Raw genomic sequence first — 25884 nt, 5'->3', positions numbered from 1 at the left:
ATCACGCCCGGCGGATCGAATTTCCCTCGACCGTGATCGGCTCCTCGGGCAGCGGCCTGGTCGCCGGGCCGCGCTCCACCGAGCCGTCGGTGATCTTGAACCGGCTGCCGTGGCAGGTGCAGTTGATGGTGCCGTCCGCGACATCGGCCACCACACAGTTCTGGTGGGTGCAGATCGCGGAGAAGGCCTTGAAGTCGCCCTCCGCGGGCTGGGTGACCACGATCTTCTCGTCCGCGAGGATCGTGCCCCCGCCCACCGGGACGTCGGCGGTCGACGTCAGCTCCTGCCCGGCGGTGTCCGGCGGGGTGTCGCCCCCGCTGTCCTCACCACCGTCTCCGCCGCAGCCCGCGGCCAGTGCCGCCGCACCTGTCGCGAGGAGGACCGTGCGGCGCGTCGCGCGAGGGGTCATGTCGTCACTCCGGGGAGGGGTGGGGCGGCTGGTCACGGTTTCTGCATCTTGGCACTGAAGTGGGCCAAGGAGAAGCAACTCACAACGAAACATCATGAAACGTGCACATCACCCGTCTCAGTCGGCGGTCGCCCGGCACCGTGTCCTGGCGGCCTGACTACGCTGGATGACCGAACAGCCGGCAGGCACATCAGCAAGGAGCATCGTCGTGGCGGTACGCGCGGTCCGGGGGGCCGTCCAGTTGGAGCGGGACGAGGCCGGTCACATGGAGGAACTGGTCGGGGCGCTGCTCACCGCGATCCTGGAGCGCAACGACCTGCACACCGACGACCTGATCAGCCTCTGGTTCACGGCGACACCCGACCTGCACAGCGACTTCCCGGCCGCCGCCGCCCGCAAGCTCGGCATCGTCGACGTCCCCCTGATCTGCGCCCAGGAACTGGACATCGAGGGCGCCATGCCCCGTGTCGTACGGGTCCTCGCGCACATCGAGTCCGACCGGCCCCGCGCCGACATCGCGCACGTGTACCTCGGTGCCGCGGCCGCCCTGCGCAAGGACATCGCCCAGTGAGAACCGCACTCGTCATCGGCACCGGACTCATCGGCACGTCCGCCGCCCTCGCCCTGTCCCAGCGGGGCGTCGTCGTCCACCTCGCCGACCACGACCCGGAACAGGCCCGTACGGCCGCCGCGCTCGGCGCCGGCACGGACCGGGCCCCCGACGGTCCCGTCGACCTGGCGATCGTCGCCGCCCCGCCCGCCCATGTGGCCGAGGTGCTCGCCGACGCGATGGGGCGCGGGGTGGCACGCGGCTACATCGACGTGGCCAGCGTCAAGGGCGGACCGCGCCGCGAGCTCCAGGCGCGCGGGCTGGACCTGGCGTCCTACATCGGCACCCACCCCATGTCCGGCCGCGAGAGGTCCGGTCCGCTGGCGGCCACCGGTGACCTCTTCGAGGGCCGCCCCTGGGTGCTGACCCCGACCCGGGACACCGACACCGAGGTGCTGAACCTCGCCCTGGAGCTGGTCTCCCACTGCCGTGCCGTGCCGGTCGTCATGGACGCCGACGCCCACGACCGCGCCGTGGCCCTCGTCTCCCACATGCCCCACCTGGTGTCCAGCATGGTCGCCGCGCGCCTGGAGCACGCCGAGGAGGCCGCCGTACGGCTGTGCGGGCAGGGCATCCGGGACGTGACCCGGATCGCCGCCTCCGATCCCCGGATGTGGATCGACATCCTGTCCGCGAACCCCGGGCCGGTCGCCGACCTGCTCACGGACGTGGCCGCCGACCTGGAGGAGACCGTGCGGGCCCTGCGGGCGCTGCAGTCCTCCGACGAGGACAAGCGCCGCGAGGGCAGCACCGGCATCGAGGACGTGCTGCGCCGCGGCAACGCGGGCCAGGTCCGCGTCCCCGGCAAGCACGGCTCCGCGCCGCGCGTCTACGAGGTCGTGGCGGTGCTCATCGACGACCAGCCCGGCCAGCTGGCCCGCATCTTCGCGGACGCCGAGCGTGCCGGGGTCAACATCGAGGACGTGCGCATCGAGCACGCCACCGGACAGCAGGCCGGTCTGATCCAGCTGATGGTCGAGCCCAAGGCGGCGCCGGTCCTCACCGCGGGACTGCGGGAGCGGGGCTGGGCGATCCGGCAGTGACGGCCGGGGGCCGGGGCGGGTGGCCCCTCCCCCGGAAGGCCGGATCGTCCGCTTGTCGGAAGGGTTCCGGTGGGCCGGTAATCTGGTGCGGGGCGTGTCCGCGCCCCGCACACACCACTCCACCGCACCAGGAAGGTGTTCCCCTGTGGAAAACGGCGCCGCCCAGCCCGTGATTGTCGCCATCGACGGCCCCTCCGGCACGGGCAAGTCGAGCACGTCGAAGGCCGTGGCGGCGCAGCTCGGCCTGAGCTACCTGGACACCGGCGCCCAGTACCGGGCGATCACCTGGTGGATGGTGACCAACGGCATCGACATAGAGGACCCGTCCGCGATCGCCGCCGTCGCCGGGAAGCCGGAGATCGTCTCCGGTACGGACCCCCGGGACCCGACGATCACCGTCGACGGCGCCGACGTGTCCGGCCCGATCCGCGAGCAGGACGTCACCTCCAAGGTCAGCGCCGTCAGCGCGGTCCCCGAGGTACGGGCCCGGATCACCGAGCTCCAGCGGTCCATCGCCGCCTCCGCCGTCACCGGCATCGTCGTCGAGGGCCGTGACATCGGCACCACCGTGCTGCCCGACGCCGACCTGAAGATCTTCCTCACCGCCTCCCCGGACGCCCGCGCCGCCCGCCGCAGCGGTGAGCTCAAGGGCGCCGACCTGCACACCACCCGCGAGGCCCTGGTCAAGCGGGACGCCCACGACTCCAGCCGCAAGACCTCCCCGCTGGCCAAGGCCGGTGACGCGGTCGAGGTGGACACCACCGAGCTGACCCTGCCGCAGGTCATCGAGTGCGTCGTCACCCTCGTCGAGGAGAAGCGGGCCGGGAAGTGACCGACGTCCCATCGGTGCGGGGCGCCGAGGTCGGGCGGCGCATCGGCGTCGGACTGATGTACGGGCTGTGGAAGCCGCGCGTGCTGGGCGCCTGGCGGGTGCCCGCGGCCGGCCCGGTGATCTTCGCCGTGAACCACTCCCACAACATCGACGGCCCCATGGTCATGGGTGTGGCGCCCCGGCCGACGCACTTCCTGATCAAGAAGGAGGCGTTCATCGGCCCGCTCGACCCGTTCCTGACGGGCATCGGCCAGCTCAAGGTGGACCGGCACACCACCGACCGCACGGCGATCTCCCGGGCGCTGGGCGTGCTGGAGCAGGGCGGAGTCCTCGGCATCTTCCCCGAGGGCACACGGGGCGAGGGCGACTTCGCCTCCCTCCGCGCGGGGCTCGCCTACTTCGCCGTACGCAGCGGCGCGCCGATCGTGCCGGTGGCCGTCCTGGGAAGTTCCGAGCGGCGCGGACGGTTGATAAAGGGTCTGCCCCCGCTGCGCTCCCGCGTGGACGTCGTCTTCGGCGACCCGTTCGACGCGGGCGACGGCAGCGGCAGACGTACGCGCAGGGCGCTGGACGAGGCGACCGAGCGCATCCAGAAGCAGCTCACCACGCACCTGGAAAACGCCAGGCGTCTCACCGGGCGCTAGGCGACACTGAGTAGTGGATCAGCCCCGCATACGGGGCATTCCACCGATCACCACGATGAACGACGAGGTACGGACTTCATGAACGACCACATCCAGCCCGACGGCTCGGACGCGTACGAGGGTGCGCACGAGCACGACCACGGGGCGCTGGGCGATGCCGAGTTCGCGGAGTTCATGGAGCTCGCCGCGGAGGAGGGCTTCGACCTCGAGGACGTCGAGGGCGCCATCGAGGCCGCGGGCCACGGTCCGCTGCCGGTGCTCGCCGTCGTCGGCCGCCCCAATGTCGGCAAGTCGACCCTGGTGAACCGCATCATCGGCCGCCGTGAGGCGGTCGTCGAGGACAAGCCGGGCGTCACCCGCGACCGCGTCACCTACGAGGCCGAGTGGGCGGGCCGCCGCTTCAAGGTCGTCGACACCGGCGGCTGGGAGCAGGACGTCCTCGGCATCGACGCCTCCGTGGCCGCGCAGGCCGAGTACGCGATCGAGGCCGCCGACGCGGTCGTCTTCGTCGTCGACGCCAAGGTCGGCGCGACCGACACCGACGAGGCCGTCGTCCGGCTGCTGCGCAAGGCCGGCAAGCCGGTCGTGCTGTGCGCCAACAAGGTGGACGGCCCGAGCGGCGAGGCCGACGCGGCCTATCTGTGGTCCCTGGGCCTGGGCGAGCCGTACCCGGTCTCCGCCCTGCACGGCCGGGGCACCGGCGACATGCTGGACCAGGTTCTGGAGGTGCTGCCGGAGGCCCCGGCGCAGACCTTCGGCTCCGCCGTCGGCGGCCCCCGCCGGGTCGCCCTGATCGGCCGTCCGAACGTCGGCAAGTCCTCGCTGCTGAACAAGGTCGCGGGCGAGGAGCGGGTCGTGGTCAACGAACTCGCCGGCACCACCCGTGACCCGGTCGACGAGATGATCGAACTGGGCGGCAAGACCTGGAAGTTCGTCGACACGGCGGGCATCCGCAAGCGCGTCCACCTCCAGCAGGGCGCCGACTACTACGCCTCGCTGCGCACCGCCGCCGCGGTCGAGAAGGCCGAGGTGGCCGTCGTCCTCATCGACGCCGCGGACTCGATCTCGGTGCAGGACCAGCGCATCGTCACCATGGCCGTCGAGGCGGGCCGTGCGCTCGTCCTCGCCTACAACAAGTGGGACACCCTCGACGAGGAGCGCCGCTACTACCTGGAGCGGGAGATCGAGACCGAGCTCGGCCAGGTGGCGTGGGCGCCGCGGGTGAACGTCTCGGCGCGCACCGGACGGCACATGGAGAAGCTGGTCCCGGCGATCGAGACGGCCCTGGACGGCTGGGAGACCCGCGTTCCGACGGGCAGGCTGAACGCCTTCCTCGGTGAGCTGGTCGCCGCCCACCCGCACCCCGTGCGGGGCGGCAAGCAGCCGCGCATCCTGTTCGGCACCCAGGCGGGCACCAAGCCGCCGCGGTTCGTGCTGTTCGCCTCCGGCTTCATCGAGGCGGGCTACCGGCGGTTCATCGAGCGCCGGCTGCGGGAGGAGTTCGGCTTCGAGGGGACGCCGATCCACATCTCCGTGCGGGTGCGTGAGAAGCGCGGCAAGAAGAAGTAGCCGACGGCTGCACGACGAAGGGGCGGTCCCGGTGGGGACCGCCCCTTCGCCGTGCCGGGGGTCAGGCGCCCCTGCGCGGCGCCGGTGGCAGCCCGGCCGGCACGTGGTGCATCCCGGACGCGGGCCGGCCCACCGTGCCGATCCGCTGCCACTGCGGCTGCTGCCCGGCGCCCTGACGGCCGCCGCCGTACGCCCCGCTCACCAGGGAGGCGCCGAACGTGCCCGGACTGTGCCCGCCGTACGAGCCCGTACTGTGCGGGATGTTCCCGAAGGCCGTGAAGCCCAGCTCCTCCTCGCCGCTGCGGTCACCCGGCAGCGAACGGAAGGACTTGACGTACTCGGTGTAGAGGGCGTCGTAGATCGGCGTGGCCGAGAGGCCGCTCCGGGAGTCCTGCGCCGGGCGTACGGGTGCGGGGACCGAGGCGAGGGACTGGCGGCGGGGAACGTCGTATGCGTGCACGTATGTCCAAACGACCCCGTGCCGCAAGGGATGCGGCCCTTTCGCGGCTTTCGCCGGGGGCCGGGCGGCGCCGCGTCCGTCGGCCGGTCAGAGTCCCGCGAGGGGGAGTGCCGCGGCGACCAGCTTCCCGTTCGCCGCCGCCTTGTCCAGCGCGTCCCGCAGCAGGTCCTCGCGCGGCTGCCGGCCGATCGAGCCGACCGGGGCCGCGAACATCAGCACCTGCTGGTGCTTGTTGGCGGCCGACCGCCAGCCGTCGGTGACCTGGAGCGGCTGGTGGGCCTGCCACCAGGCCACGGGGCGGCCGCCGTTCGGGTTCGGCTGGAGCACGGCGTGCAGCTGGCCCGCGGCGAGCAGCACCGACCAGCCGTGCAGCACCGGCGGTACGGCCGACAGCTCGGTCAGGGGCATGAAGCCCTGCTCGATGAGGAGCGGCAGGAAGTCGTCGCCCGCCCCGAGCGAACCGGGCCGCGCGACCGGCGCGGTCGGCTCGACGACCAGCGCCGGGTGCAACTCCCCGGAGATCAGGACCAGTCCGCTGGTCACCCCGAGCACGGCCTGCTCCGGCGTGACGTTCGCGGGCGCCGGTTCACCGGTGTCGCCGCCGATGGCCCGCACGGCGCCCTGGAGCTGCTGCTCGGTGACCTGGACGACCTGCGAGGGCAGGCAGGTGGCGTGGGCGAAGGCGAGCACGGCGGTCTCGTCCCCGATGAACAGGACGGTGCTGGTGCGCTCCTGCTCCGGGTCGCCCGGGGTGCGGCAGGAGGTGCAGTCGTAACTGCCCGGGGCGGACTCTCCGGCGAGCAGGCGGTCCGCTTCTTCGTCGCCGATCTCGGCGCGTACCTCGTCGCTGACGTCGAGCATGCGCGGCACGGGTGGCTCCCTCGGGATGCGGTGCGTGGCGAGGCCGGGTGGCTCCCGGCCCGTGGTCCGGGTGGGTCCCCGGCTCATGAAGAAGACAACGGGCGATCTGTGGCGGGAGTCACGCCCCGAGGCGAACGGAATCGAACCAACCAGCGCGTACGGTCACACCTGGCGCGGAATCAGTCATTCATCGTCAACTGGCCGCGAAGTCACTGCCGTTGAGGAGGTGGGACGGCTGGGGCGTCGTGCTGCTGGCTGGTCGACAAATCCGGAAATCAGGGAATGAAGTGGGTGGCTGAAATTCGTCGCTGTTCACGGCAAAAAGACGGGACGGGCCCTACGGCCGCGGGGTGAAGGAGGGCCGGCCGGGTTCGTCCGCCTCGCCGGCGAACACCACCGCGCCCCGGCGCAGTACGTACACGAGGGCGGGGCGGCCGCGCAGGGCGGGCGGCAGTCGCTGCTCGGCGACGACGACGCACGCGTCGAGCGCGGTCAGCAGCTCGTACGTACGGGCCGCGACCGCCGGCGACATGCCCTGGGCGGGCTCGTCGACGAGCACCACGCGCGCGCGTGCCCGCAAGGCCCGGCACAGGGCCAGCATCCGCTGCTCGCCGCCGGAGAGCGTGCCGGCCCGGCGTTCCAGCAGCGGCCGCAGCTGGGGGTAGGCGTCGAGGGCGGGAGCGGGGTCGGAAGCCGTGAGGGCGAGGTTCTCGCGCACGGTGAGGGAGCCGAACACGGCCCGCCGCTCCGGCACCAGGCACAGCCCGCGCCGCGCCCGCTCGTACGCCGGTACGGCCGTCACGTCCTCGCCGTCCCACACCACCGCCCCGCCCGACAGCGGCACGGCACCGGCCAGCGCGCTCAGGGCGGTCGTACGGCCGGACCCGTTGCGGCCCAGGAGCACGGTCAGACCGGGCCCGGGTGCGGCGAGGGTGACGCCGTGCAGGGCCTCCAGGGGGCCGTACCGTACGCGCGCCCGGCGCAGGGAGATGGTGGTCACGGCGCGGTCGCCTCCCCGAGGGTGCCCAGCACGCTTCCGGGCGGTCCGGAGGCGACGATCCGGCCCGCCGCCATCACGTGCACCGTGTCGGCGAGGCCGGCGACGAGGTCGAGGTCGTGCTCGACGACGAGGAGCGCCGTGCCGTCGGCGGCCAGCGCCTTCAGGATCCGGGCCAGCGCGGCGACCTCGGCGGTGTCGAGACCGGCGGCGGGTTCGTCGAGCAGCAGCACGCGCGGGGCGGCGGCGAGGGCCCGTGCGAGCTCCACCCGGCGCAGCGTCCCGGTGGGCAGCCCGGCGGCGGGCCGGGCCCGTACCGGCCCGTCCAGCCCGAAGAGCCGCAGCGCCCGCTCCACCGCGCGGGGGTCGCGCAGCCGGCCCTGCTCGGCACCGACGCGCACGTTGTCGGCGACGGTCAGCGTCGGGAAGACCGCCAGCTGCTGGAACGTCCGCGCGACACCGAGCCGGGTACGGGCGTGCGCGGGCAGCCGCGTGATGTCGCGTCCCGCGAGCGAGACGGACCCCCGCGCGGGGCGCACGGTTCCCGCCAGACAGTGGAACAGGGTGCTCTTCCCGGCCCCGTTGGGCCCGACGACCGCGACCACGCGCCCGGCCGGCAGGTCGAGCCCCACCCCGTCCAACGCGGTGAACCCGCCGTACCGCACACACAGCCCGCGCGCGGCGAGCACCACCCCGAGCCCCTCCGCCGGCCCGCCCGTATGGCGCCCCGCGGAGGGCACCGGGGGCTGCTTCTGCGGTCCGACGCCCGTCGCGGTCGCTCCCGCCGGCGGTACGGGGGGCCTGATGCCTTGCGCTGAGGGTCGGCCGCCCGCGCGGTGTTCGGCCTGGGGCGTCGGGGGCTGCTTTCCCCGCTCGTCGGGCTGCGGGCCGGCGTCCGTCGCGGTTGCTTCCGTCGGCGGTACCGGGGTTCCGAAGCCCTCCGTTGCGGGTCGGCCGGTCGTGCGGCGTCCGACCGGGGGCGTCGGGGGTTGCTTTCCCGTCTCGTCGGGCTGCCCGGCGTCCGTTGTGGTTGCTCCTGTCGGCGGTACGGGGGGCTCGATGGCTTGCGCTGTGGGTCGGTCGCGCGTGCGGCGTCCGGCTGGGGGTGTCGGGGGTTGTCTGCCCGGCTCGTCCGGCTGCGGGACAGCGCCCGTCGCTGTCGCTCCCGTTGGTACCGAGAGGGGTACCGGGGCGGGTGTCGGGCCGTGCAGGCGGCGGCGTACGCGGGCTGCCAGGGGGGTCGGGGTCGGGTGCAGGCGGCGTGTCGCCTCGCGCAGGGCCTCGTAGGGGCCGTTCGGGAAGCGGCCCGTCAGGACGGCCAGGACGCCGATCACCGCCGCCGCGACGCCCCCGCGCGTGCCCGCGTCCAGGCCGACCAGGAGAGCCGCCGCCAGCAGGGCGCCCAGGGTGCTGTCGGCGCCCAGGACCACGACCGCGGCGAACCACAGCAGGCCCCGCACGGGGTCGTACGCCGCCGGATCGAAGGCGCGCAGCCCCATGCCGAGCATGCCGCCGCCCAGCGCGGCCAGCGCGGCACCGCAGACGAAGGCGAGGAGTTTCAGCGACGGCACGCGCACGCCCGCCGCCCGCGCCCCCGACTCGTGGTCCCGCATCGCCGCCAGGGCACGGCCGGTACGGCCCCGGCGCAGTGCCTGTGCCGCCAGCAGCGCGCAGCCGAGCAGGACCAGTTCCAGGACGTAGTACGCGCGGTCCCCGTCGAAGCCCGCCGGACGGCCCAGGGACAGGCCGGACGTGGCGTACGGCTGGGCGAAGACGAAGCGGCTCACGCCGACGCCCACCGCGAACGTCGCCAGCGCAAGGGCCAGCCCCCGGCGGCCGATCGCCGGCCATCCGGTCAGCACGCCCAGCGGAGCGACCAGAACGACCGCCACCGCCAGCGCGGCCAGCTCGGGCAGCCGGGGGAGCCCGGGGAAGCGGCCGGCCGCCAGCAGCGCCGTGAAGAGGGCGCCCAGACCCGCGTACGCCGCCTGCCCCAGCGAGATCTGACCGCCCCGCCCAGTCACCACGACCAGCGACAGCAGCACCACCCCCAACGCCGGCACCTGCACCGCCGTGTGCAGATCGCTCCCGGCGAAGCCCAGCGGCAGCAGGAACAGCACCCCGGCCACGATCCAGGCGCCCGGCGGGGCCGGCACCCGCGCGGTGGCCGCGCGCGGGAGCGCGTCGCGCGCGCCGACGCCGGGCAGCACCAGGGCGGCGAACAGCAGCGCCACCACGAAGAGGTTGGCGCCCACCGCCTGGAGCAGCGGCTCGCCCCACCCGGACGGGTGCAGCCGCGTCAGCTGACTCTGCGCCACCCCGATGCCGAGCGCGACGACCACCGCCACCGTCAGACCGCGCATCCGCGCGGCGACCGCGACCGCCACCACCTCCATCACGAGCAGCGGCAGCCCGTACGGGTCCAGCCGCACGTACGGTGCCAGCAGCACGCCGGTCAGACCGGCCGTGAACGAGCCGAACGCCCACCCCACCGCCGCCACCCGGTCCGCGTCCACACCGGCGAGCACCGCCAGCCGCCGGTCGTCCACGACCGCCCGCAGCTCCCGCCCGAACCGGGTCCGGCGGATCACCGCCGCGACCCCGACGGCCAGCACCGCCACCACCGCCAGCTGCCCCCACGGCTCCGCCGACACCAGCACCGGCGCGTCGTCCCGCGCCCCCTGCCCCCACAGCAGCGCCGCCCCGCCCACCAGCAGCACGAACACCCCGATGGACGCCACCAGCGTCTGCGCCGGATCACCGCCCCGCACGGACAGCGGCCGGAACACCAACCGCTCCAGCACCACCCCGATCCCCGGCGCCACCACCAGCAGCGTCAGCGCCGCGGCCCACCACAGCGGCCAGCCCCAGTCGACCACGCAGCCGCGCAGCACGTACGCGCACACCATCGCGATCGCACCGTGCGCGAAGTTCAGCACCCCCGTCGCCCGGTACGTCACGATCAGGCCGATCCCGGTGAGCGCCGCCGCGGCACCCACCGACAGGCCGGCCAGCGTGAGGTCGTACGTCAGGGAGGACATCGGCGAGGGCTTCAGCCGGCTTCTTCTTCGGCGGGCTCACAGATCGGGCAGGGCCCCAGTTCACCGCTCGCGATCAGCTTCCCGTCCACCGGAACCGCCTCCGCCTTCCCCGCGACCAGTGGGCAGTCCGCGCGGTGCCACAGCGTCCCGCCCGGCACCATCAGCATCTCGCCGCTCACCGCGAGCGGCGAGCCGGCCGCCCGGCCGTTCGCGTCCCCGTCGGCCGGCTCGGGCTCCACCAGCAGGCCGTAGAGCTCCTCCACGCGCGTGGCGGCGATCGAGCCCCGGCCGTGGGCCAGCAGCACCGACCCGGCGACGATCAGCGCGGCCCCGGGGACGGTGCAGGAGGCCAGGTAGGGCAGCTGACGCTCGGCGTAACGCTCGCCCGAGACGCCGTACCAGCCGAGGACGCACAGCACCGCGCCGGCGGCGAGCGCGGCCCAGCCGGCCCAGAGGACGGGGTGCGCGATCCACCGTCGGGCTGTGCGCATCATCGCTCCCACACGTCGGGTCTCTGTGCCTGGACGCCTCTCCTCCACGTGCTCCCGTGGCTTGCACTATGCCCCGTCCGAGCCGACCCTGAAAGCACCGGGCGCACACCGTCCGGACCGACACCCGATTGGTGAGCCAGATGGTTCTCGGCAGCGACCTCAGGCGGGGGAACGCGAGGACGGGGCGCGGCCCACGGGCGGCGGGACGGGGCACGGCGCTGACCGCCGCCCTGATCCTGCTCCTCGCGCCGGGCCTCGCGGCCTGCACCGACGACGACGGTGGCGGCGGCAGCCCGCCCCCCACCGCGACCGCGGACCGCACGACGAGCGCACCCGGCAGCGCGCCCGCGGACCAGGAGGCGGCCGAGCGGGAGATCCGGCAGAACTGGGAGAAGTTCTTCGACCCCCAGACCACCCTGGACGAGAAGAAGAACCTCTTGCAGAACGGCGAACTGCTGGGCCCGGTGCTCGAGGCGTTCAGCGGCGACGAGCGCGTCGGACAGGTGAAGGCGCAGGTCACCGAGGTCTCGTTCACCTCACCGACGGAGGCCGACGTGAAGTTCGCCCTGACCCTCAAGGGCGCCACCGCCCTCCCGGACGCCTCCGGCGTCGCCGTCGACGACGACGGCACCTGGAAGGTGTCGGTCAAGTCCCTGTGCGCGCTGGTGCAACTGAGCGGCGATGGCTCGACACCGGACATCCCGGGCTGCTGAGGCGCTCGCCGCGGCCCTACTGCTCGCCCTGACCGCGGCATGCGGCAGCCGCCTGCCGGAGAGCGACTTCGAGCGCGAGGACCGCCCGCCCGCACCCACCCGGGACACCGGCGAACCGATCCGCGTCGGCATCGTGACCAGCGCCACCAGCCCGGTCGGCGGCGGCGCCTTCACCGGTCCCCGGGACGGCGCGAAGGCATGGTTCGAACGGCTCAACGCGGCCGGGGGCGTGGACGGGCGCCGTGTCGAGGTGCGGACCTGCGACGACGGCGGCAGCGGCGTCGGCAACAACGAGTGCGTGCACCGGCTGATCGACGAGGAGAAGGTCGTCGCGCTGGTCGCCACCACCGCCCTGGATTACGCGGGCGCCTCCCGCGTCTCCCGCGCGGGCGTGCCCGACATCGGCGGCCAGCCCATCGGCACCGCCTACGACACCTACCCGCACCTGTACGGCATCTACGGCAGCGCGGCGCCCCGGAACGGCACAACCGGCTGGGACGGCAGGCTGTACGGCGGCACCGAGGTCTACCGCTACTTCAAGCGCGAGCACGGCGCCCGCACGGCCGCCGTCGTCTCCTACAACCAGTCCGCGTCCGCCGCCTACGCCCGACTCGTGGAACGGGGCCTGAAGGCCGAGGGCTACAAGGTGGTCACCGAACAGGTCGACTTCGCGCTGCCCAACTTCCGCGCGGTGGCCGCCGACCTGAAGCAGCAGGGCGCCGACCTGGTCTTCGACGCCATCGACGGCCACGGCAACGCCCTCCTCTGCCAGGCCATGGACGACGTCGGCGCCCGGGTCACCGCCAAGGTCACCAACGTGCAGAACTGGACGTCCACCGTCGCCGAGGACTACGAGGACGCGCCGCGCTGCCGCAACGCCCTGTGGGCGACCGGCTCCAGCCGCAACTTCGAGGACACCGGCCACGCGGCCGTACGCGAGTTCCGGGACGCCACCGAGGACCTGAGGACGCGTTCCCAGTGGCAGCTGGAGGGCTGGGCCGCCGCCCGCTGGTTCACCGACGCGGCGAAGTCCTGCGCCGGTACGGGCATCACGCGCGCGTGCGTCGACGCGTACGTGAACCGCGCCCGGGACTACACCGCGGGCGGCCTGCTGCTCCCCGTCTCGTTCGAGAAGTCGCCCGAGCCACCGACGACCGGCCGGACCTGTCTGTCCGTGGCCCGCTGGCGGGACGGCGAGGGCTGGGTGTCGCAGGGCGACATGAACGACACCTGCTTCGAGGTGCCGCGGCTGGCGTACGAGCCCTGAGGCCGCGCACTTGAGGACAGTACCTGTCCGCGACGGCTGGCAGACTCGCCCCCATGTTGGAGACCTCGGCACGCCTGCTGCGTCTGCTGTCCCTGCTCCAGGCCCACCGCGAGTGGTCCGGCGCCGATCTCGCCGAACGGCTCGGCGTCTCCCCGCGCACCGTGCGCCGGGACGTGGACCGGCTGCGCGAGCTCGGCTACCCCGTCAACGCCAGCCCGGGCACCGGCGGCGGCTACCAGCTGGGCGCGGGCGCCGAACTGCCGCCCCTGCTGCTGGACGACGAGGAGGCCGTGGCCGTCGCCGTCGGGCTGCGCACCGCCGCCGGGCAGGGCGTCGACGGCATCGGCGAGACCTCCGTACGGGCCCTCGCCAAGCTGGAACAGGTGCTGCCGAACCGGCTGCGCCGCCGCGTGGGGGCCCTGAACGCGTTCACCGTGCCCATGCTGCGCGGTCCCCGCGCGGACGCGGTCGACCCGGCCGTGCTCACCGAACTGGCCCACCTCTGCCGGGACGCCGAGCGGCTGCGCTTCGAGTACCGGGGGCACGACGGCGCGCAGAGCCGCCGCACCGTCGAGCCGCACCGCCTGGTGTGTTCCGAGCGCCGCTGGTACCTGGTCGCCTGGGACCTCGACCGCGGGGACTGGCGCACCTTCCGCGCGGACCGCATCACCCCCAGGCCGCCGCACGGTCCGCGGTTCGTCCCGCGCGAGCCGCCCGCCGAGGACCTGGCCGCCTATGTCTCCCAGGGTGTCTCCACGCGCGTGTACGCCTCGCACGCCGTGATCCGCCTGCTGGTGCCCGTGGAGGAGGCCGCCGAGCGGATCTCACCCACCGCGGGGACGCTGGAGGCGGAGAGCCCGGACAGCTGCCTGCTGCGGACCGGGGCCGCGAGCCTCGACGTCATGGTGATCCATGTGATGCTGCTCGGCTTCGAGTTCGAGGTGCTGGAGCCGGTCGAGCTGCTCGACGCGGTCAGAGTGGCTCATGACCGGCTTGGTCGCTCTTTGGCTCGGGCTGCGGCGTCATCGCCGCGTACTCCGGATGGTTCAGGTCGAACGCCGGCGACTCCGAACGGACCCGGGGCAGTGTCGTGAAGTTGTGCCGGGGCGGCGGGCAGGAGGTCGCCCACTCCAGGGAGCGGCCGAACCCCCAGGGGTCGTCGACCTCGACCTTCTCGCCGTACTTGGCGGTCTTCCAGACGTTGTAGAGGAAGGGCAGCGTGGACATGCCGAGCAGGAAGGCGCCGATGCTCGAGACGGTGTTCAGCGCGGTGAAGCCGTCCGCCGCCAGATAGTCGGCGTAGCGGCGGGGCATGCCCTCGGCGCCCAGCCAGTGCTGCACCAGGAACGTCATGTGGAAGCCGACGAACAGCGTCCAGAACTGGATCTTGCCGAGCCGTTCGTCGAGCATCTTCCCGGTGAACTTGGGCCACCAGAAGTAGAAGCCCGCGAAGACCGCGAAGACGACGGTGCCGAAGACCACGTAGTGGAAGTGGGCGACGACGAAGTACGAGTCCGTCACGTGGAAGTCCAGCGGCGGCGACGCCAGGATCACCCCGGACAGACCGCCGAACAGGAACGTCACCAGGAAGCCCGTCGCCCACAGCATCGGCGTCTCGAACGACAGCGAGCCCTTGATCATGGTGCCGGTCCAGTTGAAGAACTTCACGCCCGTCGGCACCGCGATCAGGAAGCTCATGAAGGAGAAGAACGGCAGCAGCACCGCGCCGGTGGCGAACATGTGGTGCGCCCACACCACCATCGACAGCCCGGTGATGGCCATCGTCGCGCCCACCAGCGTCAGATAGCCGAACAGCGGCTTGCGGCTGAACACCGGGATGATCTCCGTGACGATCCCGAAGAACGGCAGCGCGATGATGTAGACCTCGGGATGGCCGAAGAACCAGAACAGGTGCTGCCACAGGAGCGCTCCGCCGCCCGCGGCCTCGAAGACCTGGGAACCGAACCGCCGGTCCGCCTCCAGCACCAGCAGCGCCGCCGCGAGCACCGGGAACGCCATCAGGATCAGGATCGAGGTGAACAGCGTGTTCCAGGTGAACAGCGGCATCCGGAACATCGTCATCCCGGGGGCGCGCATCCCGACGATGGTGGCGATGAAGTTGACGGCGCCGAGGATGGTGCCGAAGCCGGCCAGCGCCAGCCCCATGATCCACAGGTCCGGGCCAAGACCGGGCGAGAACCGCAGGCTGTTCAGCGGCGCGTAGGCGAACCAGCCGTACGCCGCCGGGCCCCCGGTGACCACCAGCGATCCGAGCACGATCAGCCCGCCGAACAGGAACAGCCAGTACGAGAACATGTTCAGCCGCGGGAAGGCCACGTCGGGCGCCCCGATCTGGAGCGGCATCAGCTCGTTGGCGAACCCGGCGAAGCTGGGCGTCGCGAACAGCAGCAGCATGATCGTGCCGTGCATGGTGAACATCTGGTTGAACTGCTGGTTGTCGATGAGCTGTAGTCCCGGCCGGGCCAGTTCGGCCCGCATCAGCAGGGCCATCACACCGGCGATCAGGAAGAACACGAACGACGTGATCAGGTAGAGGTGGCCGATCTTCTTGTGGTCGGTGGTGGTCAGCCAGTCGATCACCACCTGCCCGCGCCGCCGACTGGGTGCCGGTCCCGCCGCCGTCTGAACGGTCTGCGTCCCCATCGCTCGCCCCTTCGCTCCTCGCGCGCCGGGCCCGCCGGAGCCCGCGCCTCTGTACCTCCGGGCCCACGCCATGATGCTCGCGCCTGCCCTGCCTCCGACAGGGGACGTGGTGGATCATGTGGCGAAAACGAGTATTTTCTGTGCGCACCGGCCTGCGGGGTGACACACGGCGGCGGTAAGGAAATGGGGCTTCGGAAGTACGTCCTCCGGCACTTTCCGCCGGGGATAATCACGACCGCGGTGTGACACGCGGGAATTACGTTCGAATGCCTGCGGAAGGCGTACCGAACCGCCCATCCGGGTGAAGGCCACCGGCCTGTACGTCTGTCGTGATCCTGTGACAGAAGTGTGACCGCGGGGGGATACGGACCGGTGTTCCCGGCGCGGGCTTCCCCGCTCCCGGGCCAGGGCATAGCGTGACGGTATGGCACCCATTCCGACCCCCTCGGGGGAACCCCACGACAGCCCGGACACCTATGTGGGCCTCGCGGCCGACCGGGCCGAGCACCTCGCGCGGGAGCGCGGCTGGTCGACCGTGCGGGCCCTGCCGCCGGGGGCGATCATCACCATGGAGTACCGCGTGGGCCGGCTGAACTTCGAGGTGAAGGACGGTGTGGTGGCGCGGGCCTGGAAGGGCTGAGACACGGCGACGGCCCCGGTTCCCTGCCGGAACCGGGGCCGTGATGTTCGTACCGGACGCTGGGCCGGCTCAGGGACGGGTCGCCGACGTCGTACCGCGCGGGTGGCGCTCCGAGTGCGGCGGGCGGCGGCTGCCGCCCGGCGTGACCGGGGAGCGCTCCCCGCGGGTCGTGTGCGGCCCGGGTGCCAGATAGGCGGGCGACCGGGAGGCCGGACGGCCCGCCGGAACCGGCTCGGGCGCCGGGTCCGCGCGGTCGGTGAGCGGCTTGAGCATGACGGGCCGTCCCACCGGACCGGCCGCCGGTGCCGCGGCCCCCCGACGGGCCCGCCAGCGGGCGCGCAGGTCGAAGATCCGCTCCTCCGCGCGGGCGATCAGCGGCTCGAACCAGGGCAGCGCGAGCAGGATCAGCAGGCCCGCGACCCAGCCAAGGATCACATCGCTCAGCCAGTGGGTCCCGATGTAGACGGTGGACAGCCCCACGCCGAGCGAGGTCACCGCGGACACGGCCGACAGCCAGCGGCGCGCCCTCGGGGTGGAGGCCAGATAGGCCAGGATCCCCCACGTCACCACCGCGTTCGCGGTGTGGCCGCTGGGAAATATATCCCCGCCGAGCCACATCTCGTTCGAGCCGATCTCGGTCGCGTAGTGGGGTCCGAGGCGCCCCATGCCGTACTTGGCGGCGCCGACGGTGACGTTGAGCAGCAGCAGGGAGACCCCGAGGGCCAGCAGCGGGCGCAGGGTGTGCTGCCGCCAGGAGCGCCAGCCCAGCCAGGCCGCGACCATCACGGCGGTCGGGCCGCGCTGGCCGAGCACCACGTAGTAGTCGACGAAGGCGTGGAGCTCGGACCACTGCTGGTAGGGGCGGAAGAACATCACCTGCCAGTCCAGCCGGACCAGCCAGGAGGTGATCACCACGGCCCACACGATCGCCAGATAGAAGGCCAGGGCGGCGCCGAACAGCACCACCCGGTGCCGGCTCATCCGCGGCACGCCGATGTGAGCCGGTCGTTCCGGCTCACGATCCAGCCTCGCGAACACCCGGTCCAGACGGGTGGGCTTCCGTTCGGTACGCACCCAATCGACGTTACAGCGAGTGAGTGCGGAACCCCGTCCAATCAGGCTCTTTGTGATGACGATGTGATGTGGCATTCCTCTCAGGAGGGCCTTTATTACCGGCGAATCCACAAACCCCGGATGCCGCGGACTTCAATTCCTTTGATCATTCCGGAGGACGGTTTTATCGCGCTTTTGAATTCGTTCACCGGGGGCTGGTCCGGAATTTCCTCGGTGCTCATCGGCCGTTCGGGGCGGGTCAGGGCGGTCCGGAGCCGTTGAGCCAGAAGGCGCCGTACACCGCCGAGGCCGCCGCGACCACCCCCACGACCTGCGCCGACCTGCGCGTACGCAGTCGGGACAGGGCCAGGGCGAGGGGCAGCAGCAGGGGGAAGGCGGGCATCAGCAGCCGCGGTTTCGAGCCGAAGTAGCTCGACGCGCACAGGGCGAGGGCCGTGACGACACCCGAGTACACCAGCAGCGGGAGCGGCTGGCGCTGCCGTACACCGACGACGTACAGCCACACCACGAGGCCGACGCCGACGATCAGTCCGAGCCCCGCCAGGGCGGACGGAAAGGACGTGAACTTGTCGGCGACGAAGCGGGCGAAGGCGTAACCCCCGTCGAACCCGTTCCGCCATCCGGCCTGCACGTCGAGATATCCCAGCGGGCCCTTCCCGGTCCGGTGCCCCACCCACAGAACGTAACCGGCGGCTCCGAGGGGCGCGAGGAGCATGCCGAGCACCCGGCGCAGGCGCGCGCCGGGTGCACCGGGCTCCCGGGGGGCGCCCTCCGGCGCCGGGAAGCGCCGGGCGTCCGCGGGAGCGCCGGCGCGTCCCGCGTCCCGCGCGCCCTGCCCCGGCGCCGTGCTCCGTTCCCGCACGAAGGAGGCGATGCCCGCCACCCACACCGCCGCGACCACCGCCAGCCCCACCGGCCGGGTCAGCCCCGCCAGGCCCGCCAGGACGCCCGCCGTCACCCAGCGCCCCGTGAGCACGGCGTACAGCGACCACGCGGCCAGCGCGGTGAACAGGGACTCGCTGTACGCCATCGACTGCACGATCCCGACCGGCAGCACCGCCCACAGCAGCACGGCGCACACCCCCGCCCGGCGCCCGTACACATGGTCCGCCACCGCGAAGATCCCCCAGGCCGCGGCGAGCGAGGCGAGCACGCCGACCAGGAAGCCCCCGTCGGCGTACGACAGCGGCGACACCGCCGCCGCCAGCCGCTCCAGCCACGGCAGCAGCGGGAAGAAGGCCAGGTTGGAGTGCACGTCACCGTTGGGCAGCCGCACCTCGTAGCCGTATCCCAGCTCGGCCACCCTCGTGTACCAGAGGGCGTCCCAGCGGGCCGTCAGCAAGGTGTACGCGTCCTTGCCCCGCGCCCCGCTCCACACGGCCAGGACGACCAGGCCCAGGGCGCGCACGGCGGCGTACCCGAGGAGCGCCGGGGCGGCCCGGCGCAGTGCTCCGGGGCGGGCCTGGGCGACGCGCACGTCGAGATCGTTCACGCGGCCGATTATCGACCCGGCACGGAACCGCCCCGCCCGCCGGGGAGTGTGCGTCCGGGAGGGGAGTGGTGTACGCCACACCGATCGGACGGAGCTGTGAGAGGCCCGCCACTCGACCCCGGCTCCCACTCGCGTACTCTGACGTGTCACTCGCCGTTCGTTGCGCGGGCCGGGGACCACCGCTCCTCCCCGGCCGAGTCACGGGGGAGTCCCCACCCCCGTGTGCCCGCCGATCGCGAGGGAACATCTGGGAGGTACGTACATGTCCGGGACGACCACGGCCGCCGCCGCGCTGCGCCGTCGGGCGGCCGGGGCCGGTGCCAACCGCTGGGTGGTGCTCGTCGTCCTCTGCGTCAGCCTGCTGCTGGTCGCCGTCGACGCCACCGTGCTGCACGTGGCCGTCCCCGCCGTCACCGAGGACCTCAGGCCCGGCGCGATGGAGCTGCTCTGGATCGTCGACGCCTATCCCTTGGTCTGCGCCTCGCTGCTGATCCTGTTCGGCACCCTGGGCGACCGGGTCGGCCGCAGACGCGTGCTCCTGCTCGGCTACGCCCTGTTCGGCGTCGCCTCCGGCATGGCGGCCCTCGCGGACAACGCCCAGGTGCTGATCGCGGCGCGGGCGCTGCTCGGCGTCGGCGGCGCGATGATCATGCCGGCGACGCTGTCGATCCTGCGCCAGGTCTTCCCGGACCGGCGCGAGCGGGCGCTGGCCATCGGCGTCTGGAGCGCGGTCGCCGCGGTGGGCGCGGCGGTCGGGCCGCTGCTCGGCGGCTTCCTGCTGGAGCACTTCTGGTGGGGCTCGGTGTTCCTGGTCAACATCCCGTTGATGCTGGTCAGCCTTCCGGTCGGACGGATCCTGCTGCCCGAGTCGAAGGGCGACGGCAACGGCCCCTGGGACGTGGTCGGCGCGCTGATGGCCGCCACCGGACTGTTCGCGGTGGTCCTCGGCGTGAAGCGGCTCGGCGGCGCGGAGACCGCCGGCAGCGTGTGGACCGTACTGCCGCTGCTCGTCGGCGGCGGACTGCTGGCCGCCTTCGCGCGCCGACAGCGGCGCCGCGCGCATCCGCTGGTCGACCTGCGGATGTTCGCCCGGCCGGCGTTCAGTACGTCGGTGGGCTGCATCGTGCTGGCGATGCTCGCCCTGGTGGGCCTGGAACTGATCGCGGCGCAGTACCTCCAGCTCGTGCTCGGACTCTCCCCGCTGGAGACCGGGCTGCGGCTGCTGCCGCTGACCGTCGCGGCGATGGCGGCGGGCCTGGCGGGCGCCCGCATGCTGCGCCGGTTCGGCCCGCGCCGCATGGTCTGCGCCGGCTTCTGTCTGACGGCCGGCGCGGTGGTGCTCCTGACCGCGATGGGCGGACAGGACAACGCCCCGCTGCTGCTCACCGGTTTCGTCCTGCTCGGCTTCGGTCTGGAGACCACGCTGTTCGGGGCGTACGAGTCGATGCTCAGCGAGGCGCCGCCGGACCAGGCCGGCGGGGCGGCCGCGATCGGCGAGACCTCCTACCAGCTGGGCGCCGGCATAGGGATCGCGCTCCTCGGCAGCGTGATGAACGCGGCCTACGCGCCCGGCCTCGGCGGAGTGCCCGGGGTGCCGGCGGCGGCGTCCTCGGCGGCCTCGCACTCCCTGGGGGAGGCGTACGAGGTGGCCGACCGGCTCGGGGCCCCCGCCGGGGCCGCGCTGCGTCACGCCGCGCGGCACGCGTTCGTGCACGGGCTGCATGTGACCCTGCTGGTGAGCGCGGGGTTGCTATTGCTCGGGGCGGTGATGGCGATGCGGTTGCCGCGGACGATGCAGTGCGAGGCGTCGGCCGTGGAGGTGCCCGCGCCTCGGGAAGCTGTGGAGTCCCGCGTGTCGGTGTGACCGCTTTGCTCTCCCACCCGCGCACCACCCGTTCACCGCCAACCGGACAGTGGACGTCGCCCGTGGGGGCGGGCCGCCATCGGCGTCCGCAGGCGGTCGCTCCCCGCCGCGGTCGCCCGTGCGGGCAGGGTGGACGTGCGGGAGACTGCCGCGTAACGTCGGCCCAGAGCCGTGACTAGCACTGCTAGTTTTACCGTTTCCGGAGGGTCACCCATGTCCGCGTCCGCGAAGCCGCCCGCCTTCGACCCCGCCGACCCCCTCGGCCTCGACGACCTGCTGACGCCGGAGGACCTGGCCGTCCGGGACACCGTGCGCTCCTGGGCCGCCGACCGCGTGCTCCCGTACGTCGCCGACTGGTACGAGAAGGGCGAGCTGCCCGGGATCCGGGAACTGGCGCGGGAACTCGGCGGCATCGGCGCCCTCGGCATGTCGCTCGAGGGCTACGGCTGCGCGGGCGCGAGCGCCGTGCAGTACGGGCTCGCCTGTCTGGAGCTGGAGGCGGCCGACTCCGGGATCCGGTCCCTGGTCTCCGTGCAGGGCTCGCTCGCCATGTACGCCATCCACCGGTTCGGCAGCGAGGAGCAGAAGCGGCAGTGGCTGCCCCGGATGGCCTCCGGCGAGGTCATCGGCTGCTTCGGGCTCACCGAGCCCGACCACGGCTCCGACCCCGCCTCGATGGGCACCCGCGCCAAGCGGGACGGCGGGGACTGGGTGCTCAACGGGCGCAAGATGTGGATCACCAACGGTTCCGTGGCCGGGGTGGCCGTGGTGTGGGCACGGACCGACGACGGGATCCGCGGCTTCGTCGTGCCCACCGACGCTCCCGGCTTCTCGGCGCCCGAGATCAAGCACAAGTGGTCGCTGCGCGCCTCCGTCACCAGCGAGCTGGTCCTCGACGACGTACGGCTGCCCGCCGACGCCGTGCTGCCGGAGGTGACCGGGCTCAAGGGGCCGCTCAGCTGTCTCTCGCACGCCCGGTACGGGATCGTCTGGGGCGCCATGGGCGCCGCGCGGAGCTGTTTCGAGGCGGCGGTCGACTACGCGAAGTCGCGGGAGCAGTTCGGCCGGCCCATCGGCGGGTTCCAGCTGACCCAGGCCAAGCTCGCCGACATGGCGGTCGAACTGCACAAGGGGATGCTGCTCGCCCATCATCTGGGGCGGCGCATGGACGCCGGCCGCCTGCGTCCCGAGCAGGTCAGCTTCGGCAAGCTCAACAACGTCCGCGAGGCCATCGACATCTGCCGCACGGCGCGGACGATCCTCGGTGCCAACGGGATCTCGCTCGAATATCCCGTGATGCGGCACGCGACCAACTTGGAATCGGTGCTCACCTACGAGGGCACCGTCGAGATGCACCAGCTCGTGCTGGGCAAGGCGCTCACCGGGCTCGACGCCTTCCGGTGAGCCTCCGAGGAGGCGGGGCCGGTACGCGGCCCCGCCTCAGCTCTGGTTGAAGAAGCCGTCCGACCGGTGCGCGGCCGGCTCTCCGCTGACGACCTCGGTGTCGGCCGGGCTGAGCAGGAACACACGGTTGGACACCCGCTCGATGGAACCGCGCAGACCGAAGATCAGGCCCGCGGCGAAGTCGACGACGCGCTTGGCGTCACCGGCGTCCATGGCCGTGAGGTTCATGATGACGGGAACGCCCTCGCGGAACAGCTCGCCGATGGCGCGGGCGTCCCGGAAGCTGTCCGGGGTGACCGTGCCGATCCGGCGGCCCTTCTCCTCGGCGGCGTCCGAGGCCACCTTGACCCGCGGATCGGTGACCCAGGCCTCGCCGGGCTCGTTCCCGTCGGAGTAGTCGTCGTCGTAGTAACGCTCGTCTTCGTTGTCGTCGACGAGGCCAAGCCAGGCACTCGCCTTGCGTACCGATCCCATGGACGCCTCCTCTCACAGCGGTCTTTCTTGCTTTCCGCACCCCTATGGTCGTCCATGATGCGGATGGCGCGCCAAGTGGATAGACGCCGCGCGGGGGGTTTGTGACGGTACTGGTGCACAGCAGATCCGTCGAGAGTCCGTGTTTCCCAAGGGTCTTGGTGTAAACGGCTGCTGACTGTGAGTGAAATATGATTCTTCCCGGCGTATGGGTGAGGGACGGTGCGTACGGGTGAACGCGCGGCCGATACGATGCCGCCGCTCAACGTCGTACAACTGCACGGGGGAACGTCGTGTTCGGAATGGTCAGACCGTGTCGGCACCGGCTCGGGGAGAAGCTCACCGCCCAGTGGATGGCCCATTTGTGCGGGCTGTGCCTCGCGTTGCGCGGGGACCACGGGCAGCTCGCGCGGATCGTCACCAACTACGACGGGCTCCTCATATCCGTCCTGACGGAGGCTCAGGCCGAACGGCCCGACGCGGGACGGCGCACCGCGGGACCCTGCCCGCTGCGCGGCATGCGCACCGCGTCCGTCGCGCACGGCGAGGGCGCGCGGCTCGCGGCGGCCGTCTCCCTCGTCCTCGCCTCCGCCAAGGTGCGCGACCACGTCGCCGACGGCGACGGGCTGCTGGCGCGCAGGCCGGTGGCGCTCGCCGCGCGCCGGGTCGCGGCGAGCTGGGACCGGGCGGGCGCGCGGACCGGTTCGGACGTCGGGTTCGACACCGCCGTCCTCGTCGACGCCGTGGACCGGCAGACGGGCATCGAGACCCTCGCCGGGCCCGGCACCCCGATTCTCACCGTCACCGAGCCGACCGAGACCGCGACCGCGGCGGCCTTCGCGCACACCGCGGTACTGGCCGGCCGGCCGCACAACGCCGCACCGCTCGCGGAGGCCGGACGCCTCTTCGGGCGTCTCGCGCATCTGCTGGACGCCGTGGAGGACAAGGACGCCGACGCCGCGTCGGGCGCCTGGAACCCGCTCACCGCCACCGGGACCCCGCTCGACGAGGCCCGCCGGCTCGCCGACGACGCGGTGCACGGCATCCGGCTCGCCCTGCGCGAGGTGGAGTTCCGCGACGGCGGTCTCGCGCACCGGCTGCTCGTCCATGAACTGCCCAACTCCGTCCATCGCGCCTTCGGTACGGTCTCCTGTGCCCACGGAACCGGGCCCTACGCGCCTCCCGGCACCCCCGGTGGCCCCGGCGCCCCCCTGCCTCCCGAGCCGCCGCGCCGCGACCGGCGCGGGCTGCTCGCCGGCTGCGCCGTGTGGCTGGGACTCGCCTGTACCTGCCAGTTGTGCTGCGGCAGTTACGAGGACCCCTGGAGCCGTGAGCCCAAGGAGGGGCCGTGCACGAACTGCGATTGCAGCGGGTGCGGCGACTGCTGCAACTGCTGCGAGTGCTGCAACTGCTGCGGTGAGGACGGCGGCTGCGACGGGTGCGACTGCGGCTGCTCCTGCTGACCCGGGGGCGGGGACCCGCCCGGACACCGGCTATCCGGAGGGGCGAATTCCGGACACCGCGCGGCTGTTCGACCGATCGTGCCGAGAGTGTGACCACTGGTAACGCCATCTCGGGCGGGGACCAAATCTCATAGAAGGTTCAAAGGTCCACGTCCAAAAGGCACCCTTGCGCCGAACGGTCGGTCGGCCGAATACTCGCTTCCCACAAGCGCTTGTCAGGGGCACGGCGTGTTCGGAATCCGGGCACACGGGCCACTGGCTGCGCCTCACGGGCCCCACAACCCCACGAGGGCCCCCTACTTCCTTTGTGGAGGAACGAGAAGTGAGGATCAAGCGCACCACCCCCCGCAGCGGCATCTCGAGACGGACTCGGCTGATCGCCGTATCCACCGGCCTCGTGGCCGCCGCTGCGATCGCGGTCCCCAACGCGAACGCGTCCGACACCCCCACAACCTTCAGCTCCGCCGAGCTCAAGAGCGTCAGCGGCTCGGTGCTGAAGGCCGACGTCCCGGGCACCGCCTGGGCCGTCGACAGCAAGACCAACCGGGTGGTCGTCACCGTCGACAGCACCGTTTCCCAGGCCGAGATCAACAAGATCAAGCGGCAGGCCGGAAGCGACGCCGACGCGATCACCGTCAAGCGCACCCCCGGTACGTTCAGCAAGCTCATCCAGGGCGGTGACGCCATCTACGCGAGCAGCTGGCGCTGCTCCCTGGGCTTCAACGTCCGCAGCAGCAGCGGCGCCGAGTACTTCCTGACCGCCGGTCACTGCACCGACGGCGCGGGCACCTGGTACTCCAACTCCGCGCGCACCACGGCCATCGGCTCGACCGCCGGCTCCAGCTTCCCGGGCAACGACTACGGCATCGTGCGCTACACCGGTTCCGTCAGCCGGCCCGGCACCGCGAACGGCGTGGACATCACCCGCGCGGCCACCCCGAGCGTGGGCACCACCGTCATCCGTGACGGCTCCACCACGGGCACCCACAGCGGCCGTGTGACCGCGCTCAACGCGACCGTGAACTACGGCGGCGGCGACATCGTCTCCGGTCTCATCCAGACCACGGTCTGTGCCGAGCCCGGCGACTCCGGCGGCGCGCTCTACGGCAGCAACGGCACCGCGTACGGTCTGACCTCCGGCGGCAGCGGCAACTGCTCCTCCGGCGGCACGACCTTCTTCCAGCCGGTGACCGAGGCCCTGAGCGCCTACGGGGTCAGCGTCTACTAGACCCGGCCGGCACCAGCGGCACCACACGTTTCACCGCAGCCGGCAGCACGACGAGCCCCCGCACGCAACCGCCGTGCGGGGGCTCGCCCTTGTCAGGGGCGCGGGGCTACCGTCGAAGGACACACCAGGACGCGCCGGCCGGCACCGGACGCGGGATCACCTGATGCGCCACTTCGGACCCTGGGGGCCGTGATGGTCGAGGAACTGGTGACGGCGGGAGTGACGCTGGCGTCCGCCGGAGCGGTCTACGTGATGGCGGCGGCGCGGGTCGTCAAGCAGTACGAGCGCGGGGTGGTGTTCCGGCTCGGCAGGCTCCGCCCGCAGGTGCGCGAGCCCGGGTTCACCATGATCGTTCCGCTCGTGGACCGGCTGCGGAAGGTCAACCTCCAGATCGTCACGATGCCGGTCCCGGCCCAGGAGGGCATCACCCGGGACAACGTGACCGTGCGCGTCGACGCGGTCGTCTACTTCAAGGTCGTGGACGCGGCCGACGCGGTGGTGCGGGTGGAGGACTACCGGTTCGCGGTCTCCCAGATGGCCCAGACCTCGCTACGGTCGATCATCGGCAAGAGCGACCTGGACGACCTGCTCTCCAACCGCGAGAAGCTGAACCAGGGCCTGGAGCTGATGATCGACAGCCCGGCGAT

23 protein-coding genes and 1 pseudogene are annotated in these 25884 nt (G+C 72.5%); 14 read left to right on the top strand and 10 right to left on the bottom strand.

Annotated features, from left to right (window positions below; all coding sequences use genetic code 11):
* Position 1 precedes the first annotated feature (1 nt).
* Positions 2–409, bottom strand: coding sequence for a Rieske (2Fe-2S) protein (locus ACZ470_RS37550; RefSeq protein ID WP_468434449.1), 408 nt, complete (start codon positions 407–409; stop codon positions 2–4).
* A gap of 208 nt (positions 410–617) precedes the next feature.
* Between ACZ470_RS37550 and aroH the strand changes: the two genes are divergently transcribed.
* The 5 genes from aroH to der all read left to right on the top strand — a co-directional run bounded on the left by aroH (position 618) and on the right by der (position 5107).
* The gene (aroH, locus tag ACZ470_RS37545; protein WP_468434448.1) at positions 618–980 is read left to right on the top strand and encodes a chorismate mutase; all 363 of its coding nucleotides are present in this window, start codon (positions 618–620) and stop codon (positions 978–980) included.
* Entirely contained in the window at positions 977–2062 is a 1086-nt protein-coding gene (locus tag ACZ470_RS37540; protein WP_468434447.1) for a prephenate dehydrogenase, read from the top strand. Before aroH ends, ACZ470_RS37540 begins: the two co-directional genes overlap by 4 nt.
* 145 nt (positions 2063–2207) lie before the next feature.
* Positions 2208–2894: a (d)CMP kinase gene (cmk, locus tag ACZ470_RS37535; RefSeq protein WP_468434446.1), complete on the top strand. Its 687-nt coding sequence runs from the start codon at positions 2208–2210 to the stop codon at positions 2892–2894.
* Positions 2891–3538 (top strand): lysophospholipid acyltransferase family protein, encoded by a 648-nt coding sequence (locus ACZ470_RS37530; protein ID WP_468434445.1) that lies wholly within the window; start codon positions 2891–2893, stop codon positions 3536–3538. The genes cmk and ACZ470_RS37530 overlap by 4 nt, the downstream gene beginning before the upstream one ends.
* Before the next feature lie 78 nt (positions 3539–3616).
* Positions 3617–5107 carry a ribosome biogenesis GTPase Der gene (der, locus tag ACZ470_RS37525; RefSeq protein WP_468434444.1) on the top strand — a complete coding sequence of 497 codons (1491 nt, stop codon included), beginning with the start codon at positions 3617–3619 and terminating at the stop codon, positions 5105–5107.
* Positions 5108–5168: 61 nt separating this feature from the next.
* Here the strand turns inward: der and ACZ470_RS37520 are convergent, their stop codons facing one another.
* From ACZ470_RS37520 to ACZ470_RS37500, 5 genes are all read right to left on the bottom strand, one after another.
* Entirely contained in the window at positions 5169–5567 is a 399-nt protein-coding gene (locus tag ACZ470_RS37520; protein WP_468434443.1) for a hypothetical protein, read from the bottom strand.
* Positions 5568–5654: 87 nt separating this feature from the next.
* A complete protein-coding gene (locus ACZ470_RS37515) occupies positions 5655–6437 on the bottom strand; it encodes a hypothetical protein (RefSeq protein ID WP_468434442.1) in 783 nt (260 codons plus the stop codon).
* 328 nt (positions 6438–6765) lie between these two features.
* A complete protein-coding gene (locus ACZ470_RS37510) occupies positions 6766–7428 on the bottom strand; it encodes an ABC transporter ATP-binding protein (RefSeq protein WP_468434441.1) in 663 nt (220 codons plus the stop codon).
* A complete protein-coding gene (locus tag ACZ470_RS37505) occupies positions 7425–10466 on the bottom strand; it encodes an ABC transporter permease subunit (RefSeq protein ID WP_468434440.1) in 3042 nt (1013 codons plus the stop codon). The genes ACZ470_RS37510 and ACZ470_RS37505 overlap by 4 nt, the downstream gene beginning before the upstream one ends.
* Before the next feature lie 11 nt (positions 10467–10477).
* The gene (locus ACZ470_RS37500) at positions 10478–10957 is read right to left on the bottom strand and encodes a hypothetical protein (protein ID WP_468434475.1); all 480 of its coding nucleotides are present in this window, start codon (positions 10955–10957) and stop codon (positions 10478–10480) included.
* A 140-nt stretch (positions 10958–11097) separates the two neighbouring features.
* Here ACZ470_RS37500 and ACZ470_RS37495 point away from each other — a divergent pair, with 140 nt between their 5' ends.
* The 3 genes from ACZ470_RS37495 to ACZ470_RS37485 are packed head-to-tail and all read left to right on the top strand — an operon-like array spanning position 11098 to position 14031.
* Positions 11098–11670 (top strand): MTB12 C-terminal domain-containing protein, encoded by a 573-nt coding sequence (locus ACZ470_RS37495; protein WP_468434474.1) that lies wholly within the window; start codon positions 11098–11100, stop codon positions 11668–11670.
* On the top strand, positions 11639–12937 hold the full coding sequence (locus ACZ470_RS37490; protein WP_468434439.1) for an ABC transporter substrate-binding protein: 1299 nt from the start codon (positions 11639–11641) through the stop codon (positions 12935–12937). The genes ACZ470_RS37495 and ACZ470_RS37490 overlap by 32 nt, the downstream gene beginning before the upstream one ends.
* A 53-nt stretch (positions 12938–12990) precedes the next feature.
* A complete protein-coding gene (locus tag ACZ470_RS37485) occupies positions 12991–14031 on the top strand; it encodes a helix-turn-helix transcriptional regulator (protein WP_468434438.1) in 1041 nt (346 codons plus the stop codon).
* Here ACZ470_RS37485 and ctaD read toward each other — a convergent pair.
* A pseudogene (ctaD, locus tag ACZ470_RS37480) lies at positions 13916–15601 on the bottom strand (aa3-type cytochrome oxidase subunit I); the annotation flags it as partial. The gene ACZ470_RS37485 and the pseudogene ctaD overlap by 116 nt on opposite strands.
* A gap of 424 nt (positions 15602–16025) precedes the next feature.
* Here ctaD and ACZ470_RS37475 point away from each other — a divergent pair.
* Positions 16026–16241 carry an I78 family peptidase inhibitor gene (locus tag ACZ470_RS37475; RefSeq protein ID WP_468434437.1) on the top strand — a complete coding sequence of 72 codons (216 nt, stop codon included), beginning with the start codon at positions 16026–16028 and terminating at the stop codon, positions 16239–16241.
* A gap of 69 nt (positions 16242–16310) precedes the next feature.
* Here the strand turns inward: ACZ470_RS37475 and ACZ470_RS37470 are convergent, their stop codons facing one another.
* Positions 16311–17315 (bottom strand): phosphatase PAP2 family protein, encoded by a 1005-nt coding sequence (locus ACZ470_RS37470; RefSeq protein ID WP_468434436.1) that lies wholly within the window; start codon positions 17313–17315, stop codon positions 16311–16313.
* Between the two features lie 238 nt (positions 17316–17553).
* Complete coding sequence (locus ACZ470_RS37465; RefSeq protein ID WP_468434435.1) at positions 17554–18807, bottom strand: glycosyltransferase family 39 protein; 1254 nt, start codon at positions 18805–18807, stop codon at positions 17554–17556.
* Between the two features lie 262 nt (positions 18808–19069).
* Between ACZ470_RS37465 and ACZ470_RS37460 the strand changes: the two genes are divergently transcribed.
* The gene (locus ACZ470_RS37460; RefSeq protein WP_468434434.1) at positions 19070–20671 is read left to right on the top strand and encodes an MFS transporter; all 1602 of its coding nucleotides are present in this window, start codon (positions 19070–19072) and stop codon (positions 20669–20671) included.
* Positions 20672–20884: 213 nt separating this feature from the next.
* Positions 20885–22075 (top strand): acyl-CoA dehydrogenase family protein, encoded by a 1191-nt coding sequence (locus ACZ470_RS37455; protein WP_468434433.1) that lies wholly within the window; start codon positions 20885–20887, stop codon positions 22073–22075.
* 36 nt (positions 22076–22111) lie between these two features.
* Here the strand turns inward: ACZ470_RS37455 and ACZ470_RS37450 are convergent, their stop codons facing one another.
* On the bottom strand, positions 22112–22549 hold the full coding sequence (locus ACZ470_RS37450) for a cell division protein SepF (protein ID WP_468434432.1): 438 nt from the start codon (positions 22547–22549) through the stop codon (positions 22112–22114).
* A gap of 290 nt (positions 22550–22839) precedes the next feature.
* Between ACZ470_RS37450 and ACZ470_RS37445 the strand changes: the two genes are divergently transcribed.
* From ACZ470_RS37445 to ACZ470_RS37435, 3 genes are all read left to right on the top strand, one after another.
* On the top strand, positions 22840–24009 hold the full coding sequence (locus tag ACZ470_RS37445; protein WP_468434431.1) for a DUF5685 family protein: 1170 nt from the start codon (positions 22840–22842) through the stop codon (positions 24007–24009).
* A 322-nt stretch (positions 24010–24331) separates the two neighbouring features.
* Complete coding sequence (locus tag ACZ470_RS37440; protein WP_468434430.1) at positions 24332–25237, top strand: S1 family peptidase; 906 nt, start codon at positions 24332–24334, stop codon at positions 25235–25237.
* Positions 25238–25429: 192 nt separating this feature from the next.
* Positions 25430–25884, top strand: a 455-nt coding sequence (locus ACZ470_RS37435; RefSeq protein ID WP_468434429.1) for an SPFH domain-containing protein, incomplete at its 3' end; no start/stop codon positions are given.

This window comes from Streptomyces sp. NPDC031111 (assembly GCF_055570675.1).
The sequence above is the reverse complement of the archived record's forward strand: the minus strand, read 5'-3'. Positions and strand labels throughout refer to the sequence as shown.